General features: G+C 67.9%; 17 protein-coding genes. 6 read left to right on the top strand and 11 right to left on the bottom strand.

Features of this window, described 5'->3' with window-relative positions:
* Nucleotides 1-66 precede the first annotated feature (66 nt).
* Entirely contained in the window at nt 67-291 is a 225-nt protein-coding gene (locus tag KB221_05905; GenBank protein WIY70553.1) for a general stress protein, read from the top strand.
* Between the two features lie 58 nt (nt 292-349).
* Here KB221_05905 and egtB read toward each other — a convergent pair whose 3' ends face one another.
* The 3 genes from egtB to KB221_05890 all read right to left on the bottom strand — a co-directional run bounded on the left by egtB (nt 350) and on the right by KB221_05890 (nt 4603).
* Nucleotides 350-2509, bottom strand: a complete 2160-nt coding sequence (gene egtB / locus KB221_05900; protein ID WIY70552.1) for an ergothioneine biosynthesis protein EgtB — start codon at nt 2507-2509, stop codon at nt 350-352.
* A 98-nt stretch (nt 2510-2607) separates the two neighbouring features.
* A complete protein-coding gene (locus tag KB221_05895) occupies nt 2608-3621 on the bottom strand; it encodes a beta-eliminating lyase-related protein (protein ID WIY70551.1) in 1014 nt (337 codons plus the stop codon).
* A gap of 4 nt (nt 3622-3625) precedes the next feature.
* Nucleotides 3626-4603, bottom strand: coding sequence for a mechanosensitive ion channel (locus KB221_05890; protein ID WIY70550.1), 978 nt, complete (start codon nt 4601-4603; stop codon nt 3626-3628).
* A 103-nt stretch (nt 4604-4706) separates the two neighbouring features.
* Here KB221_05890 and KB221_05885 point away from each other — a divergent pair, with 103 nt between their 5' ends.
* Entirely contained in the window at nt 4707-5312 is a 606-nt protein-coding gene (locus tag KB221_05885; protein WIY70549.1) for a hypothetical protein, read from the top strand.
* Nucleotides 5313-5368: 56 nt separating this feature from the next.
* On the opposite strand, the gene KB221_05880 is transcribed toward KB221_05885, so the two are convergent.
* The 3 genes from KB221_05880 to KB221_05870 form a co-directional block, all read right to left on the bottom strand.
* Nucleotides 5369-5884 (bottom strand): RcnB family protein, encoded by a 516-nt coding sequence (locus KB221_05880; protein WIY70548.1) that lies wholly within the window; start codon nt 5882-5884, stop codon nt 5369-5371.
* A gap of 134 nt (nt 5885-6018) precedes the next feature.
* Nucleotides 6019-7836 (bottom strand): response regulator, encoded by a 1818-nt coding sequence (locus tag KB221_05875; GenBank protein WIY70547.1) that lies wholly within the window; start codon nt 7834-7836, stop codon nt 6019-6021.
* Between the two features lie 98 nt (nt 7837-7934).
* Nucleotides 7935-8243, bottom strand: a complete 309-nt coding sequence (locus KB221_05870; GenBank protein ID WIY70546.1) for a BolA family protein — start codon at nt 8241-8243, stop codon at nt 7935-7937.
* A 45-nt stretch (nt 8244-8288) separates the two neighbouring features.
* Between KB221_05870 and KB221_05865 the strand changes: the two genes are divergently transcribed.
* Both KB221_05865 and cobS read left to right on the top strand, forming a co-directional pair.
* Entirely contained in the window at nt 8289-8960 is a 672-nt protein-coding gene (locus KB221_05865; GenBank protein WIY70545.1) for a J domain-containing protein, read from the top strand.
* A 75-nt stretch (nt 8961-9035) separates the two neighbouring features.
* Entirely contained in the window at nt 9036-10040 is a 1005-nt protein-coding gene (cobS, locus tag KB221_05860) for a cobaltochelatase subunit CobS (GenBank protein WIY70544.1), read from the top strand.
* Between the two features lie 36 nt (nt 10041-10076).
* Here the strand turns inward: cobS and KB221_05855 are convergent, their stop codons facing one another.
* On the bottom strand, nt 10077-10652 hold the full coding sequence (locus KB221_05855; protein WIY70543.1) for a DUF2239 family protein: 576 nt from the start codon (nt 10650-10652) through the stop codon (nt 10077-10079).
* 185 nt (nt 10653-10837) lie between these two features.
* On the opposite strand from KB221_05855, the gene KB221_05850 reads away from it, so the two are divergent.
* Complete coding sequence (locus tag KB221_05850) at nt 10838-11143, top strand: CsbD family protein (GenBank protein ID WIY70542.1); 306 nt, start codon at nt 10838-10840, stop codon at nt 11141-11143.
* Here the strand turns inward: KB221_05850 and KB221_05845 are convergent.
* The 3 genes from KB221_05845 to clpS all read right to left on the bottom strand — a co-directional run bounded on the left by KB221_05845 (nt 11140) and on the right by clpS (nt 14485).
* Entirely contained in the window at nt 11140-11721 is a 582-nt protein-coding gene (locus tag KB221_05845) for a DUF4287 domain-containing protein (protein ID WIY70541.1), read from the bottom strand. The two genes, KB221_05850 and KB221_05845, sit on opposite strands and share 4 nt — an antisense overlap.
* Before the next feature lie 102 nt (nt 11722-11823).
* Nucleotides 11824-14136, bottom strand: a complete 2313-nt coding sequence (clpA, locus tag KB221_05840) for an ATP-dependent Clp protease ATP-binding subunit ClpA (protein ID WIY70540.1) — start codon at nt 14134-14136, stop codon at nt 11824-11826.
* Nucleotides 14137-14149: 13 nt separating this feature from the next.
* Nucleotides 14150-14485, bottom strand: a complete 336-nt coding sequence (gene clpS, locus KB221_05835) for an ATP-dependent Clp protease adapter ClpS (GenBank protein ID WIY70539.1) — start codon at nt 14483-14485, stop codon at nt 14150-14152.
* Nucleotides 14486-14661: 176 nt separating this feature from the next.
* On the opposite strand from clpS, the gene KB221_05830 reads away from it, so the two are divergent.
* Complete coding sequence (locus KB221_05830; protein ID WIY70538.1) at nt 14662-15153, top strand: nuclear transport factor 2 family protein; 492 nt, start codon at nt 14662-14664, stop codon at nt 15151-15153.
* An 84-nt stretch (nt 15154-15237) separates the two neighbouring features.
* Here KB221_05830 and phaP read toward each other — a convergent pair whose 3' ends face one another.
* The gene (gene phaP / locus KB221_05825; GenBank protein WIY70537.1) at nt 15238-15777 is read right to left on the bottom strand and encodes a TIGR01841 family phasin; all 540 of its coding nucleotides are present in this window, start codon (nt 15775-15777) and stop codon (nt 15238-15240) included.
* Between the last annotated feature and the right edge of the window lie 98 nt (nt 15778-15875).

Genomic DNA, 15875 nt, shown 5'->3' with positions numbered 1-15875 from the left:
CGGAACCGGACGGGAGGCGGGGGGTTCATTGGGCAACCTCTACCGTCGCCACGAAAGGATTCCCTGATGGCTCAAGGCCAGCCCACACGAGCATCCGGCGTGTCCAAACGGGGTTTCGCCTCGATGGACCCGGAACGTCAACGCGAGATCGCCCGCAAGGGTGGTGCCAGCGTCCCCAGCGAAAAGCGCAGCTTCTCGCAGGACCGCAGTCTGGCGGCCCAGGCCGGCCGCAAGGGCGGTGAAGCCTCCCACGGTGCCCGCCCGGCCAACAAGCCGCCCGTCGCCGAATAGGCGGCCCGGCCAACCGGAACTGAAAGGCGGTGACCGCTCCGGTCGCCGCCTTTTTTGTTCAGGCCTCCAGCAGGGCCAGGGCCACGGCGGGATCCGGGCTGGTCTCGAAACCGGCGACCGTCCAGCCGGCCGCCCCTGCCAGTTCGCGCACGGACGCCTCGGTGTATTTCCGCGAGCTTTCCGTATGGATGGTCTCTCCCTGCCGGAACGCGAGGCTCCGGCCATCCAGCAGGACGGTCATGTCGCGGGTCGCCTCCAGATGCATCTCCATGCGAGAGGCCCCGGCGTTCCAGAGGGCGCGGTGAGCGAAGGAGTCCACATCGAACCCCGCGCCCAGTTCGCGATTGGCGCGCACGAGCAGATTGCGGTTGAAGGCGGCGGTGACACCGGCGGAGTCGTCGTAGGCCGCAATCAGCGTCTCCGGGGCCTTGGCCAGATCAACCCCGAGGATGAACAGGGCGTCCGGGCCGAGCAGACCGCGGGCGGCTGTCAGGAAGGCGATGGCCTCTTCCCGCTCCAGATTGCCGATGGTCGAGCCCGGGAAGAAGCCGATGCGGCGGCCCTGGCCGATGCCGGCCGGCAGTGCGCCCAGATGCAGGAAGTCGCCGACCAGCGGCGTCACCGTCAGCGCCGGATAGGCCTCGGCGATGCGTCGGGCGGCGGCGTCCAGCGCATCGGCGCTGATGTCGATGGGCACATAGGCACCCAGCCCCTGTGCGGCGTCGAGGACGATCCGCGTCTTCTCGCTGGCCCCCGAGCCGAACTCGACCAGGGCCGCGTCCGGCCCGAACCGCGCGGCCCATTCCGGGGCGACCCGCCGCAACAGGGCCGCCTCCTGCCGCGTCGGATAGTATTCCGGCAGGCGGGTGATGGCCTCGAACAGGTGTGAGCCCTCGGCGTCATAGAACCATTTCGGCGAGGCCACCTTGGGCGAGCGCGACAGTCCCGCGACCAGATCGCGGCGGAAGCGGGCCGTCTCGCCCTGATCCGTCGCGCGGACCAGCGGTGCCGGCGCGGCCTCGGCCAGCCGCAGGCCGGTAAAGGCCCAACGCTGGTGGGGGTAGAAGAAGTTCCGGTAACTGGTCCGCGCATGGCCGACGGGCGTGGCGAAGCTGGAGCCGCGCAGCACCATCTGGTTGGCCATGAATTTTCCGTTGTACTCGGACGCCGTGCCTTCGGTCGGCCGAAAGCCCGGATAGGGCGCATAGGCACTGGCGGTCCATTGCCAGACCTCGCCGAAGGCATTGGAGAAGGCCTCCGGACGGCAGCGCACCGCATGCTCCCATTCCGCCTCGGTCGGCAGCCGCTTGCCGGCCCAGCGCGCATAGGCGTCGGCCTCGTAGAAGCTGAGGTGGCGGACCGGCGCCGCGGGATCGACCGACGCCCGGCCGGTCAGGCCCATGCTCGTCCACTCCTCGCCCTCGCGCCGCCAGTACAGGGGCGCGGCCCAGGCCTCGGCCTGCACCGTCGCCCAGCCGTCAGACAGCCACAGTTCGGGGCGGGAATAGCCGTCGTCATTGATGAAGGCGATCCAGTCGGCGTTGGTCACTAGATCATGGGCCAGCGCATAGGGCTCGAGCCAGACACGGTGCGCCGGCCCTTCATTGTCGAAGGCGAAGCCGGTGCCGTCGTGGCCGATCTCGACCAGTCCTCCGTCGAACCGGGTGGAGCCGCCCCTCGCCGTCTGCGTCGGACGCGCGCGCGGCTCTGTCGGGTAGGCTGCGGGATCCAGCGGCGAGCGCGCCATCAGGTTCAGGATGTCCATCAGGAACAGCTCCTGATGCTGCTGGTCGTGATGCAGGCCGAGGGTGAACAGATACAGGCGGCGCGGATCGGTGGGCCCGCTGCCCAGCCATTGCGCCATCCGGCGGTCGATCTCGCGCCGGTAGGCCAGCACCTCGTCGAGCGAGGGCCGGGTCATCAGGCCGCGCACGGGGCGTTCGACGCGGGGCCCGAGCGCCTCGTAGTAGCTGTTGAACAGGGTCTGGAAGCGCGGATCGACGGGCTGGTAGCCCGGCTCCTCGCCCAGGATCAAGGCCTCGAAGAACCAGCTGGTGTGAGCCAGATGCCATTTGCCGGGGCTGCAGTCAGGCATGGACTGGGCTCCCAGATCCTCTGCGCCCAGTCCCTCGGCCAGCACCGGCATGGCGGCGCGGACGATCCGGAAAGCCATCAGGTCGTCCGCCGTGCGGTCGGCGATGCGAGATGGTGCGTTCATGACAGTCTCTCCGGCCCCGGACCGATCGCCGTCAGACGAGAATGGTCATGCTTTGTTCTATCTAGGTAGGGCATAGCGACTGTTCAATGACGCCGGGCTCAAAGCGTTGCGATGGCCTGCAAAAGTTCGTCCACGGCGTCTGCCTGCGTCGCCCATGAACAGACGAACCGCACCGAGCCGTCGTCGAAGCGATAGCAGGCCCAGCCCGCCGCGTTCAGCCGCTGGTGTGCCTCGGGCGGCATGCGCACGAACACGGCATTGGCCTCGACCGGATGGGCCAGAACGAAGGGCGAGCCGGCGACGATGCCCGCGGCCAGCCGCTGCGCCATCAGATTGGCGTGGGCCGCGCCGGCCTCCCAGTCGCCGCTCTCCAGCAGGCCGAGGATCGGGGCGGCAAGGAAGCGGGTCTTGGAGGCGGTCTGCCCGGCCTGCTTCAACCGGTTGTCGATCCGGCGGGCCAGGGATTTGTCGAACATGACGATGGCCTCGGCGCAGTTGGCCCCGGCCTTGGCGCCACCAAACACCAGCACATCGACGCCCAGCCGCGCGATCTGTTTCAGGTCGAAACCGCCCGCCGCGGCATTGGCCAGCCGCGCGCCGTCCATATGCACGCCATGGCCCTTGAGCTTCACCGGCTCGATCAGGTGGCGCAGTTCCTCTTCGGTATAGACCGTGCCGTATTCGGTGGACTGGGTCAGGCTGAGCGCCGCCGGGGGCTGGCGGTGGCCGACCTCGGGCTCCTCGAGCATGGCCTGCAGCGCGAGCGGCTCGATCTTGCCCGAGAGGCCGGGCAGGCCGATCAGGCCGACGCCGGAGCCGAAGAAGCCGGGCGCGCCCGTCTCGTCGGTGCAGACGTGGGCCGCGTGATGCGCCAGCACCGCCTCGTGCGGCCAGGCCAGCATGGACAGGGCGATGGCGTTGGCTGCCGTCCCGGAGAAGACGAACCGGATCTCGGCGTCGGCGTCGAGACGCGCGCGGATCAGATCGGCGGTGCGGGCGGTAACGTCGTCCGCGCCATAGGCCCGGGCATAGCCCTCATTGGCCGCGATCAGTGCGTCCAGCGCGGCGGGTGCCATGCCGGCGGTGTTGTCGGAGCCGAAATCGTAACGCATGCAATCAGGCTTTCCGGCCCAGCCGACGGCGACGCGGAGCCGGCGCGGGGGTCTGGGGTTCAGGTTCGGGTTTCGGCTTCTCGACCGGATCAGGCCCCGGCGCGGGCGGTTCATAGGCCACGGCGACCTGATGCGGGAAGGGGATTTCCACCCCGGCGGCGTCCAGCGCCTCCTTGCCCGCCTGGAACAGGTCGGCCTTGACCTGCCACCAGTCGTCGACCTCGACCCACGCCTGCAGCGTCACCTCGACGGCGCTGTCGAGCAGGTTCGTCACCCCGGCCCAGGGCGCCGGGTCCGGCAGCACCTTTTCATGCGCCTCCGCGACGCCGGCCAGGACCGCCCTCGCCTGCTTCAGGTTGGCGCTGTAGCCGACGGTGAACAGGATCTCGATGCGCCGCGTCTTCTGGCCGGTCAGATTGACGATGACGTCGCCCAGCACCTTGGAATTGGGCACCACGATCTTGTGATTGTTGGCGTTCGACATCTGGGTCACGAACAGGTCGAGCCGTTGCACCGTCCCTGAAGCACCACCGACCTCGATGACGTCGCCGACCTTGTAGGGACGCAGCACCAGCAACAGGACGCCGGCCGCGACATTCGACAGCGTGCCCTGCAGCGCCAGACCGACCGCCAGGGAAGCGGCTCCCAGCACGGCGATGATCGAGGTGGTCTGGACGCCCAGTCGCTGCAGCACGGCGATGAAGCCGACAATATAGACGACGACCCGCACCACCTGGACGACAAAGCTGACCACCGTCCGGTCGTGGCGGAAGCCCCGGACCCGCGACAGCATCCTTCGCGTGATCCCCGAGACCCATCGGGACACCAGCACGGTGGCGACGAGGATGATCACGGCGATCGACAGGTTGACGGCGAAGTCGCCCACCATGTCGGTCATCTTGCTGATCATGGCCGTGTCGACCGCAGCGGCCTTTTCGCTGGCTGAAATCACCTGGTTCAGTGTGGGAATGCGGGAGACCATGCGGCGGGTCTAACGCCTCCGCCCGGATTTGGAACCCCGGCGCACCGCAAACGCTGCTCGACGGCGGCGGCGCGACCGCGCAGGATTAGCCGCAGGAGCCCCCATGAAGCCATCGTCCCTGAAGGTCGGCATCGACGTGCCCTGGGTCACCAGCTGGACGGGAGAGCCGTCGCTGGGTGCCGGCCCCTGCCCGTCCGTGGGCGGGGCCCTGGCCATCCTTCAGGCTGACCGGCCCGGGCAGGGCAAGCCCCTGTATTCGCAGAACCACGCGGTGCGCCAACGGCTGTCGGTCCGCGACATGCGCTGTCCGATGTGTGGCGAGCCCACGGCCGCGGACGACCGCTGGACACAGGTCGCGCACCCCGTCACCGCCGGCCGCCTGAGGGTGAGCGGCCGGGGGGATCGGCTGCCGGCGGACCTGACCGATGACAGCGTCCTGATCGACGCCGGAGCCATCGCGCCGCTGCACAAGGCCTGCGTCGACCGTTCATTGCGCTACTGCCCGCACCTGAAGGCCGATCCCGACATCGATGTGCGGCGCTTCCCCGATCGGTGGGTCGTCCTGCCCCTGACAGCCCGCGCCGAGGCCGCGCCGCAGCTGTTCCTCGCCCGGCCTGCGCCTGCACGGACGGCGACCGTCATCGGCTTTCTGCAGCTGTGCGGACTGACCGGCGACCGCGACCCCGCCTGGCGGGACGCGCGCCGCTGACATGAAAACGCCCCGCAGGTTTCCCTGCGGGGCGCACTTCAGGCTGTCGGCGTGTCCTAGTTGAACAGGCCGGCGATCACGGCGGTGATCAGACCGCCGGCGATGGCGGCGAGAACCACGTCATTGCCGCTGCGGACATAGTGGTATCCGCGGGGCGGGGCACGCAGGCCGTAACGGCTGTAGTCGTTCACGACATACTGGTTCGAGCGGTAGTAGGACGGCATCCGCTGGCCGTACGACCAGTCACGCTGCTGGTAGCCACGCGGGGCGTAGTAGCGGCCCGCGTTGTAGCGGCGCTGCGACTGCTGCCAGCGACCGTAGGCGCGTTGGTCCTGACGGAACTCACGACGGTCGTCGCGGCTGTCCTGACGCCACTCACGGCGGTCGTTGCGGTCGTCGCGGCGATCATCGCGACGCTCTTCGCGGCGATCACCCCGGTCGTCACGACGGTCATCGCGGCGATCCTGGCGTTGTTCGTAGTTGCCGCGCGTTTGAGCTTCAGCGGCGGAGGCCACGCCCAGCGAGCTCATGGCGAGCGTCGCGGCGATGGCAGCGGTGAGAATCTTCTTCATGAGACGTCTCCAGGTGCGGCCGAAGGATTTCGACTTGGCTGCACTCTGGTCCCGGGCGATTGAGCCGGGTCTGAACGATGCGGGTCACCCGGGGTTCAGAAGACGGTCGCCTTTTGAACGCGATTGCCGCCGGCTCAGGCCGCGGCGGCCGTCTCGCCGGTGTCGACCAGGGCCCGGATGGCCGAACGCCCGCCGCCGACGCGGTTCATGACCTTGGCCAGGGCGGCGAAATCGATCGGCTTGTTCAGATAGGCGTCAGCGCCGGCGTCCAGTCCCGCGGCGTGATCCTCGCTGCGGGCCGAGGCCGACAGGACGACGATGGGGGTGTCATGGTTGGGGCCCTCACCCGCGCGGATCGCCCGCGTCGCGGTCAGGCCGTCCATCACCGGCATGTTCACGTCCATCATGATCAGGTCGAAGCGTTGCTCGCCGGCGGCCTCGACGGCGATCTGACCATTTTCAGCCGTGGCGCAACCGTGGCCGGCGGAGCCCATCCAGGCCTCGAGGATCATGCGGTTGACCGGGTGGTCCTCGACGACCAGGACGCTCAGCGCCTTCCCGTCCTTGATTTCGGCATGGATCGGCTCGGCGGCGGCCTGGCGGACCCATTCGACGACGTCGGCCTCGACCGTGAAGGTGAAGGTCGAACCCTCACCCAGGGTCGACACCACGCTGATGTCGCCGTCCATGATATTGGCCATGCGCCGCGAAATCGTCAGGCCCAGCCCCGTGCCGCCGAAACGGCGCGTCGAGGAGGCGTCGACCTGGGTAAAGGGCTGGAACAGCCGCGCCAGATCGTCCGGGGCAATGCCGGCGCCGGAATCGGTGACGGCGAAGTCGAAGCGCACACGGCCGTTTTCCAGCCGCTCGCCGCGTACGGTGTAGGAGACATCGCCCTTGTCGGTGAATTTCACCGCATTGGAGAGCAGGTTGTGAATGACCTGGCAGACGCGCAGCGGATCGCCGCGCACGACCGCCGGAATATCGCCCTCGAACCGGGCGTTGAAGTTCAGGCCCTTGGCCTCGGCCTGGGCCTGGAAGGGACCGGTCACCCGCTTGTGCAGATCCTCGATCGACACATCGACGATTTCGAAGGTCATCTTGCCGGCCTCGATCTTGGTCATGTCGAGGATGTCGTTCAGCAGGCTCAGCAGATTGTCGCCGGAGTTACGGATGATCGACAGATAGTCCCGCTGCGTCGGCTCCAGCCGCGTGGCGGCCAGCAGCTGGGCGGCACCGAGCACGCCGTTCATCGGGGTGCGCAGTTCGTGTGAAATGACGCCGAGGAAGTTGGACTTGGCGTCGCTGGCGGCGTTGGCCCTGTCGCGCGCGGCCTCCAGTTCCTCGATCAGATGGGACTGGTGCTCCTGGAAGGCGCGGATGCGCTCTTCCCGCAACATGGTCATCATGACCAGGACCACGAGACCCGACCCCGCCAGCGGCAGGATCGACAGGAAGGGCCAGAACAGCGGGCCGCCCCACATGCTGACCAGGATGACCGTCGCGGTCACGCCATAGGGCGAGGAGATGACCAGTGCCTGGCGCGGCGAGGCGCGCAGCTGCGAGAACACCAGCACATAGCCGCAGACCAGCAGGGTCGCGGCGAGGGCGGGGCCGAAGGGATGGCCGGAATACCAGGCGATCAGGGGGGCGGTGGCCCAGGCGGCGGTGGTCGCGGTCGCGACGGCCGGGAAAACCAGACCCCAGCCCGCACCGACCCGGTCGCTGATGCGCTTCTCGACCGCGCCGCGGATGGCACCGGCGGCGATCGTGCCGACGAACCACAGGGCCGCGCTGGTGAAGCCCACCGTCGCCAGCAGGCCGAGCGCCCAGGTGCCGATGATCATATAGCGAAGATATTGGGTCTGGAGAATCGCGCGCAGGGCCTGCGCGGCCTCGCCGGCTCCGGGCTCGCCGCTGGTCGACTTGCCGATGCCGTCGGATTCAACCATTGCGTCCAGACCCTCGTTAACCCCACCGGGACGCTAGGGCGAACCTTCTAAGACGAGGTGAACGTGACGCTTCTGTCACGAACGGCGTTCGCCGAACCTCAGCCGGCCGGGGTTCCGGCCTCGGCCGGAGTCAGGGCCCGGATCGACAGGGCATGGACCGGACCGGCCAGCTCGTCCCGCAGCAGCGCATTGATCGCCCTCTGGCGCTGCACCCGCCCCTGCCCCTCAAAGGCCGCCGAAACGATGGTGAGGTTGAAGTGACTCTCGCCGCCGGGCTTCGCGTCCATGCCGCCCTCGTGGTGATGGCCGGCGTGCCGCGCGCTGTCGTCCTCGATCTCCAGCCGGTCCGGGGACAGGCCCGCCACCAGTTTTTCCCGGATAATCGTCGCAATCGGGCCTTCCGGCATGTGTGTGTCCTTGTTGGTGACCAATTCGACCTTACACTGGCGTTGATGTCATCCGAGTTTGAATACAAGCCCCGCTTCAAGGACATGCGGATCAAGCCGCCGCGCCCCGAGGAGGCGGCGGCGGAGGCCGACGTCCTGCATCTGAAGCCCGGCGAGGTCCGCTGCCAGTGGCCCGACTGCAGCAAGCCGGCGACGGCGCGCGCGCCCAAGTCGCGCGAGCGGCTGAACGACTTCTATGATTTCTGCCAGGGCCATGCGGGCGAGTACAACAAGGGCTGGAATTTCTACGCCGGCATGAGCGACGGCGAGGTCCGCGCGGCCAAGGAAAACGAGGCCATGACCGGCGGCCGCCCGACCTGGGAGATGAAGGCCGGCAAGTTCAGCCGCGAGGCCGCGGCCTTCGCCTCCAAGATGGGCACGGCCAACACCAAGGGTGCCGGCAGCTGGCAGGACAGCTTCGGCCTGTTCGGCCGGCGCACCAAGGAACAGGCCGGCCCCGCGGGCGAGGACACGCTGCGCCTCGGCAAGCTGGAGCGCGCGGCGCTTTCGGTGCTCGATCTGGACGCCCGCACCAACAAGGCCGGGGTCAAGGCGCGCTATCATGAGATGCTGAAGCGCTTCCACCCGGACCTGAACCAGGGCGACCGCGGCGCCGAGGCCAAGCTGCAGAGCGTGATCAAGGCCTACAAGACGCTGAAGAAGGCGGGTCTGGCCTAGCGCCGCGACACCGTCGGCGCACCGGACCGGTCGGGCGGGGTTTAAGTGTGCGCGGGCCTGCGCTAATCGCACAGCATGACCTCCCCCCTCGACTCGACGCCCGATCCCCTGCTGACCCTGGAACCGCACCGCAAGGCGACCGTGCGCGAGATCTTCGGCGTCGACTCGGACATGACCGTGCCGGTCTTCACCGAGCGCGACAGCCATGTGCCCGAGATCGACGAGGCCTATCGCTTCGATCCGCAGACGACCCTGGCCATCTGCGCCGGCTTCAGCTTCGACCGCCGCGTCATGGTCCAGGGCTATCACGGCACCGGCAAGTCGACCCATATCGAACAGGTCGCCGCCCGCCTGAACTGGCCGACCGTGCGCGTGAACCTCGACAGCCACGTCAGCAGGATCGACCTCGTCGGCAAGGACGCCATCGTCCTCAAGGACGGGAAACAGATCACCGAGTTCCGCGAGGGCATGCTGCCCTGGGCCATCCAGCGCCCGATCGCCCTGGTGTTCGACGAATATGACGCCGGCCGCCCCGATGTGATGTTCGTCATCCAGCGCGTGCTGGAGGCCCAGGGTCGCCTGACCCTGCTGGACCAGAACCGCGTCATCCGGCCGAACAAATTCTTCCGCCTGTTCGCCACCACCAACACCATCGGCCTGGGCGACACCTCGGGCCTGTACCACGGCACCCAGCAGATCAATCAGGGTCAGATGGACCGCTGGAACATCGTCACCACGCTCAACTACCTTGAGCACGACGTGGAGGCCGACATCGTCGCCGCCAAGGTTCCCGAGTGGCAGGACGCCGACGGCCGCCGCCGCATCGCCGCCATGGTCCGCGTCGCCGACATGACCCGCAACGCCTTCATGAACGGCGACATCTCGACGGTGATGAGCCCGCGCACGGTGATCACCTGGGCCCAGAACGCGATCATCTTCTCCGGTGACGTGGGCCTGGCGTTCCGGCTGACCTTCCTGAACAAATGCGACGAGCTGGAGCGGCCAACGATCGCGGAATTCTACCAGCGCGCGTTCGGCGAGGACCTGCCGGAGGCGGCGACGCGGGTGAAGGTGGGTTAGGCAAGGTCCCTTCTCCCCCAAGGGAGAGGGGCACGCTCACCCCTTCCCGTTCCGCCACGCCCCCGCCGCCATCCCGCGTGCCGTCTCCCGCACGCCTTCCGGCCAGCCTGCCACCGCCGCGTCGAACGCCGTCCAGTCGCCCGCGAACAGCATCCGCGTCGCCTCCTCATAGCCGGGAAGGTCGCCCGCGATCGCGGTCATGAAGCGGTAGGCCGCCTCCTTCGCCCGGCGCGCCTGGTCCGGTCCTTCGGCCTCTTTCAGCGCGCCCTCGACCAGTTTGCGCAACGCCACCGACGCCCCGCCGGGCTGGCCGGACAGCCAGTCCCAGTGGCGCGGCAGAAGGGTCACCTCGCGTGCCGTGACACCCAGTTTCGGGCGGCCGGGGCCGCGCTTCTCCGGCTCGGACGCCGGGGTCAGGCGGGCCAGGGCGGCGGCCATGTCGCCGCGCAGGTCGAGATCGACGACCCGGCCCGAGGCGGCCTCAAAGGTCAGGACGGTCTCGCCCGCATCCGTGGCCGCCTTCACCGCCGCCACGACCTCGGCGGCCGAACCGCGGGCCAGCAGGCGATGTCCGGCGAAGGCGAACAGGGGTTGGTCGGCGGGCACGGTCATGGGGCAGGTCCTCGGTTGAGGTCGCAGGATTTACCCGGGCATAATCAGCCCGTCAATATGATCCGGGTAATATCTGGGCGTATCGCGTTGCGACACGGCGCCCCCGGGGCCCTTTTCGCGGGAACCGGCCGCCCCCACATGCGCTCCATCGGCAGTCTCCCCCTCCCCGATCAAAGGACCTCCCCATGACCGACCAACGCATCGAAGGCGCCGCCACCGAACTCGAAGGCAAGGCCCAGAACGGCCTCGGCCGCCTGACCGGCGACACGAAGCTGCAGCTCGACGGCAAGATCAATGAAGTGAAGGGCAAGGCGCTGGACGCCTATGGCCGCGTCATCGACGGGCTGGACGGCCTGGTCGCCAAGGCACCGGTCGAATACCAGGACCGCGCGCGTCAGGGCCTCGACTTCGCCCGCCGCAAGCCCCTGCTGACCACCGGCATCGTCGCCGGTCTGGCCGTCCTGCTGAGCAGCCTCGGCCGCCGCCGCTAGCCGTTCTGCGCCGCGGCCGCGAACAGGCGGGCGATCTCGTCGTTCACCGCGCCGGGTCCATCCAGTTCGATCACGGCGGTCAGCCGTTCGGACCAGCTCTCACGGCGCACCGCTTCCGAAAGACGCGGTGAAACCGACGGGTCCAGCTTCAGCCCCAGCAGCGCCCGGCCGCCCCTCAGCGGTCGGGTCGCGGCGAACTGAACGACGCGGCTGAACGCGGTGTAGCCCTTGCGCTGCCCCGGGATGACGCCGTCGACGCCGGTGGCCGCGCGCTCGAGCGCTTCGAGAATGGCCAGCGACCGCGGCTCGGCCCACAGGGCGGCGCGCAAGGCCTCGGCATCGTCCCAGGCCATGGCCTCGTCCGGCCGCGCGGCGCTGAGGATGAAGGCTGCATGGTTGGAGCCTATGCCGTGGGTCGCCTTCAGCCAGGCGGCCTGGGCCTTTGGCCGGGTCTCGGGACAGCCCTTGAGGATGTCGACCCAGACCGCGACCGGCCGACCGGTGGCCTTTTCGAAATTGGCCTCGACCGTGGCGAACCATTTCTGCTGCCGTTCGGTCAGCACCGCGCCGTTCTTCATGGTCCGTTCCTCCGCCTCTGCGCGACCTTGCGCGCCCCCGCCGTCAGGAAAAAGGCCCCGGTGTCACCACCGGGGCCTGCTTCGTTGGTGCGACGGGGACCGTCAGTCCGCCGCCTGGGCCTCGACTGCCCGGGTCTGGGCGGCGTTGGGGCCCTCGACGTCGAAGGCGATCTTGCCGTCCTTCAGCGTCACCTTCACATGGCCGCCGCGGGTCAGGCGTCCAAACAGGATATCGTCGGCCAGCGGCTTCTTGATGTGTTCCTGAATGGTCCGGGCCAGGGGCCGCGCGCCATACAGTTCGTCGAAGCCGTTCTTGGCCAGCCAGTCGGCGGCCTCGTCGGTCAGTTCGATGGTGATGTTGCGGTCCGCCAGCTGGGCTTCCAACTGGATGATGAATTTGCTCACCACCGACTTGATGGTCTCGGAGTCCAGCGCCTTGAAGGCGACGATGGCGTCGAGACGGTTGCGGAACTCCGGCGCGAACAGCCGCTGGATGGCCTTGTCGTCCTCGCCCTCGACCTTGCCCCGGCCGAAGCCGATTGAGGCGCGGGCGTTGTCGGCGGCCCCGGCATTGGTGGTCATGATCAGGATGGTGTTCCTGAAATCGACCTTCTTGCCGACCGCATCGGTCAGCATGCCGTTGTCCATCACCTGCAGCAGGATGTTGTAGACGTCGGGGTGGGCCTTCTCGATCTCGTCCAGCAGGACCACGGCATGCGGATGCTGGTCGACGGCGTCGGTCAGCAGCCCGCCCTGGTCATGGCCGACATAGCCCGGAGGCGCGCCGATCAACCGGCTGACGGTGTGCCGCTCCATGTATTCCGACATGTCGAAGCGCAGCATCTCGATGCCGAGGGTCGAGGCCAGCTGTTTGGCGACCTCGGTCTTGCCCACGCCCGTCGGGCCGCTGAACAGGAAGGCACCGATCGGCTTGGACGGATCGCGCAGGCCGGCGCGGGCCAGTTTCATGGCCGCGGAGACCTGTTCGATGGCGGACGACTGGCCGAAGACGACACGGTTCAGGTCGGTCTCGAGCTGGCGCAGGCCCTCGGTGTCGGACTTGGACACCGACTTGGCCGGGATGCGGGCCATACGGGCGATGACGACCTCGACCTCCTTCTGGCCGATCACCTTCTTCCGCTTGGCCTCGGACAGCAGCATCTGGCTGGCGCCCGCCTCATCGATGACGTCGATCGCCTTGTCCGGCAATTTACGGTCGGTCATGTAGCGGGCCGACAGTTCGACCGCCGTGCGCAGGGCGGCATCGGTGTAGCGGACCTTGTGGTGGCCTTCGTAGGAGGTCTTGAGCCCCTTCAGGATCTTGATCGTGTCCTCGATCGTCGGCTCGTTGACGTCGATCTTCTGGAAGCGGCGGGCCAGGGCCCGGTCCTTCTCGAAATGCTGGCGGTATTCCTTGTAGGTGGTCGAGCCCATGCAGCGCAGGGAGCCCGAGGCCAGGGCCGGCTTGAGCAGGTTGGAGGCGTCCATGGCCCCGCCCGAGGTCGCGCCGGCGCCGATCACCGTATGGATCTCGTCGATGAACAGGATGGCGTTGTCGTGCGTCTCCAGCTCCTTGACGACCTGTTTCAGCCGCTCCTCGAAGTCGCCGCGATAGCGGGTGCCGGCCAGCAGCGCGCCCATGTCGAGGCTGTAGATGGTGGCGCCTTCCAGCACCTCCGGGACCTCGTGATTGACGATCTTGCGGGCCAGGCCTTCGGCGATGGCGGTCTTGCCGACGCCGGGATCGCCGACCAGCAGGGGGTTGTTCTTGGTCCGGCGGCACAGGATCTGGATCGCCCGCTCGACCTCGCCGAGGCGGCCGATCAGGGGGTCGATCTTGCCGTTGCGCGACTTCTCATTGAGGTCGACGCAATAGGCCTCCAGCGCCTCTCCGCCGGTCTTGGCGGCGGCGGCGTCCTCGGCGTCCTCCGGCGAACCGCCGGTCTTGGCCGGACGGGTCTCGCCCGTACCGCCCGCCTTCTTGGCGATGCCGTGGGCGATGTAGTTGACCGCGTCGTAGCGGGTCATGTCCTGCTCCTGCAGGAAATAGGCGGCGTGGCTCTCGCGCTCGCTGAAGATGGCGACGAGCACATTCGCGCCCGAGACCTCCTCGCGGCCCGAGCTCTGGACGTGGATCACGGCGCGCTGGATCACGCGCTGGAAGCCGGCCGTGGGCTTGGCGTCCTCGCCGTCGCTGGTGGCCAGCGCCGCCAGGTCGGTGTCGACATACAGGGTCAGCGCCGTCTTCAGCGCGACCAGATCGACATTGCAGGCCGTCATCACATTGCCGGCGTCCGGGTCGTCGACCAGGGCGAGCAACAGGTGTTCAAGCGTGGCGTACTCGTGCCGACGCTCATTGGCGTAGTGCACCGCGCGGTGCAGGGTCTCTTCGAGAGGACGCGAAAATGAGGGCATGGGGAGGTTCCTCTCAGTCCTTTTCCATCGTGCATTGCAGAGGGTGCTGGTGGCGTCGCGCCGTCTCGATCACCTGGGCGACCTTGGTTTCGGCCACTTCGTAGGTGAAGACGCCGCACACTCCGACGCCATGCTGGTGCACATGCAGCATGATGCGGGTGGCCGCCTCGCGGTCCTTCTGGAAGAACCGCTCCAGCACATAGATGACGAACTCCATCGGCGTGTAGTCGTCGTTCAGGATCAGCACCCGATAGAGCGAGGGCTTCTGAAGTTTAGGCTTGGTCTCGGTGACCGTGGCGGCCCCGAGGCCTCCACCCTGTTGTTCACCTGGCCTGCGGGACGGCGGCATTCGTAATCCGTATGGGGAGAGTCGATGGCTCAGATAGGGAATGATGGCCTGAATTGAAGGCGCGTCCAGTCACAGCTTGCGTGACAGATGCGCCATGACCAAAGATTCACGGGACATGGGTCTTTCATGCCCGCAGGTTCGGCCTCGCCGTCAGCCTCGACGGCGGAGGGCACCCCATGTTCACCCCTGCCATTCTGGCCGTCCTGGCGCTTGTTCAGACCGGCCCGGTCACGCTTCCCGATGGCCCGGCCCTGACGGCGGCCATTGCCGAACGGGACGCCGAACTGTTCTCGGTCATGTTTGACCGCTGCGAGCCCGGGGCCCTGTCGGACATCATCACCGCCGACTTCGAATTCTATCACGACAAGGCCGGACGAATGGCCGGGCGCGAGGCGTTCGTCGGCGACTATGCGGCCAGCTGCGAGGCCAGGAAGGCCCCCGATGCCTGGCGGTCCCGCCGCGCGCTCGTGGCCGACAGTCTGAAGGTCTATCCGATCCCGGGCTATGGTGCGGTCGAGGAAGGGACGCACCTGTTCTACGAACGCCAGGGCGACGGGCCGGAGAGGCTTGTCGGCCGTGCCCGCTTCTCGATCGTCTGGACGCTGGAGGATGGCCGCTGGCGCGCCGGGCGGGCGCTCAGCATCGATCACGCGCCGGCGTCGGAATAGACGCCGGACAGCGAAAAGGCCCCGGCGCTTCCGCCGGGGCCCCTCATAGACTTACAGACTACGCTTGCTGAAGCGTGGGTCGCCTTAGCGGGCGGCCTGGAACTTTTCGACCGAGGCGGTGACGCGCTCGTTGATCGGCTGGAAGGTGTTCTTGACCGAGGCGGTCACGACGTCCGTCGCGCGGGTGACTTCAGCCAGATAGGCTTCGGTCGCCGACTTCGCCCAGGTCGTCTGCAGCTCGATGAGCTCCTGGATCGAACGGGCCTGCGACATGGACTTGGCGGCGGCGACGCTGTCTTCCCACGACTTCTTGGTGAAGGCGACCGACTGGGCCGACAGGGCCTCGGCGCCCTTCTGGGCGGCGGCGGCCGAGGCGACGATGGCTTCCAGGTTCTGCTTGCCCTGGACGTTCAGCTCGGTCAGGCCGGCGGCCGACTTGTCGGCCACTTCGCGCAGCGCCTTGGCACCGGCGGCCTGGGCCTGCTCGGCATTGGCCTGGAACGTGGCCTGGGCCTTCTCGGCCGAAGCCTTAACGGTCGCCGTGGCGGTTTCAACGGTCTTCTTGACAGTGTCCGTGGCGGTTTCGACGGTCTTCTTGACGGTGTCGGCGGTGGTGTCAGCCATGATGATCTCCAGTCTCGTCAGGGAGCGGGGGCGCTGCCCGTGAATGTTTTCCGCGAGGAGCCAGTCCATCGCGACAGACGGTCATATGGTGCAGGTGC

The sequence above is a fragment of the Aquidulcibacter paucihalophilus genome (genome assembly GCA_030285985.1).
Taxonomy (GTDB): Bacteria; Pseudomonadota; Alphaproteobacteria; order Caulobacterales; family Caulobacteraceae; genus Brevundimonas.
Note: the sequence above shows the minus strand (reverse complement) of the source record. Positions and strands in the feature narration are given on the sequence as shown.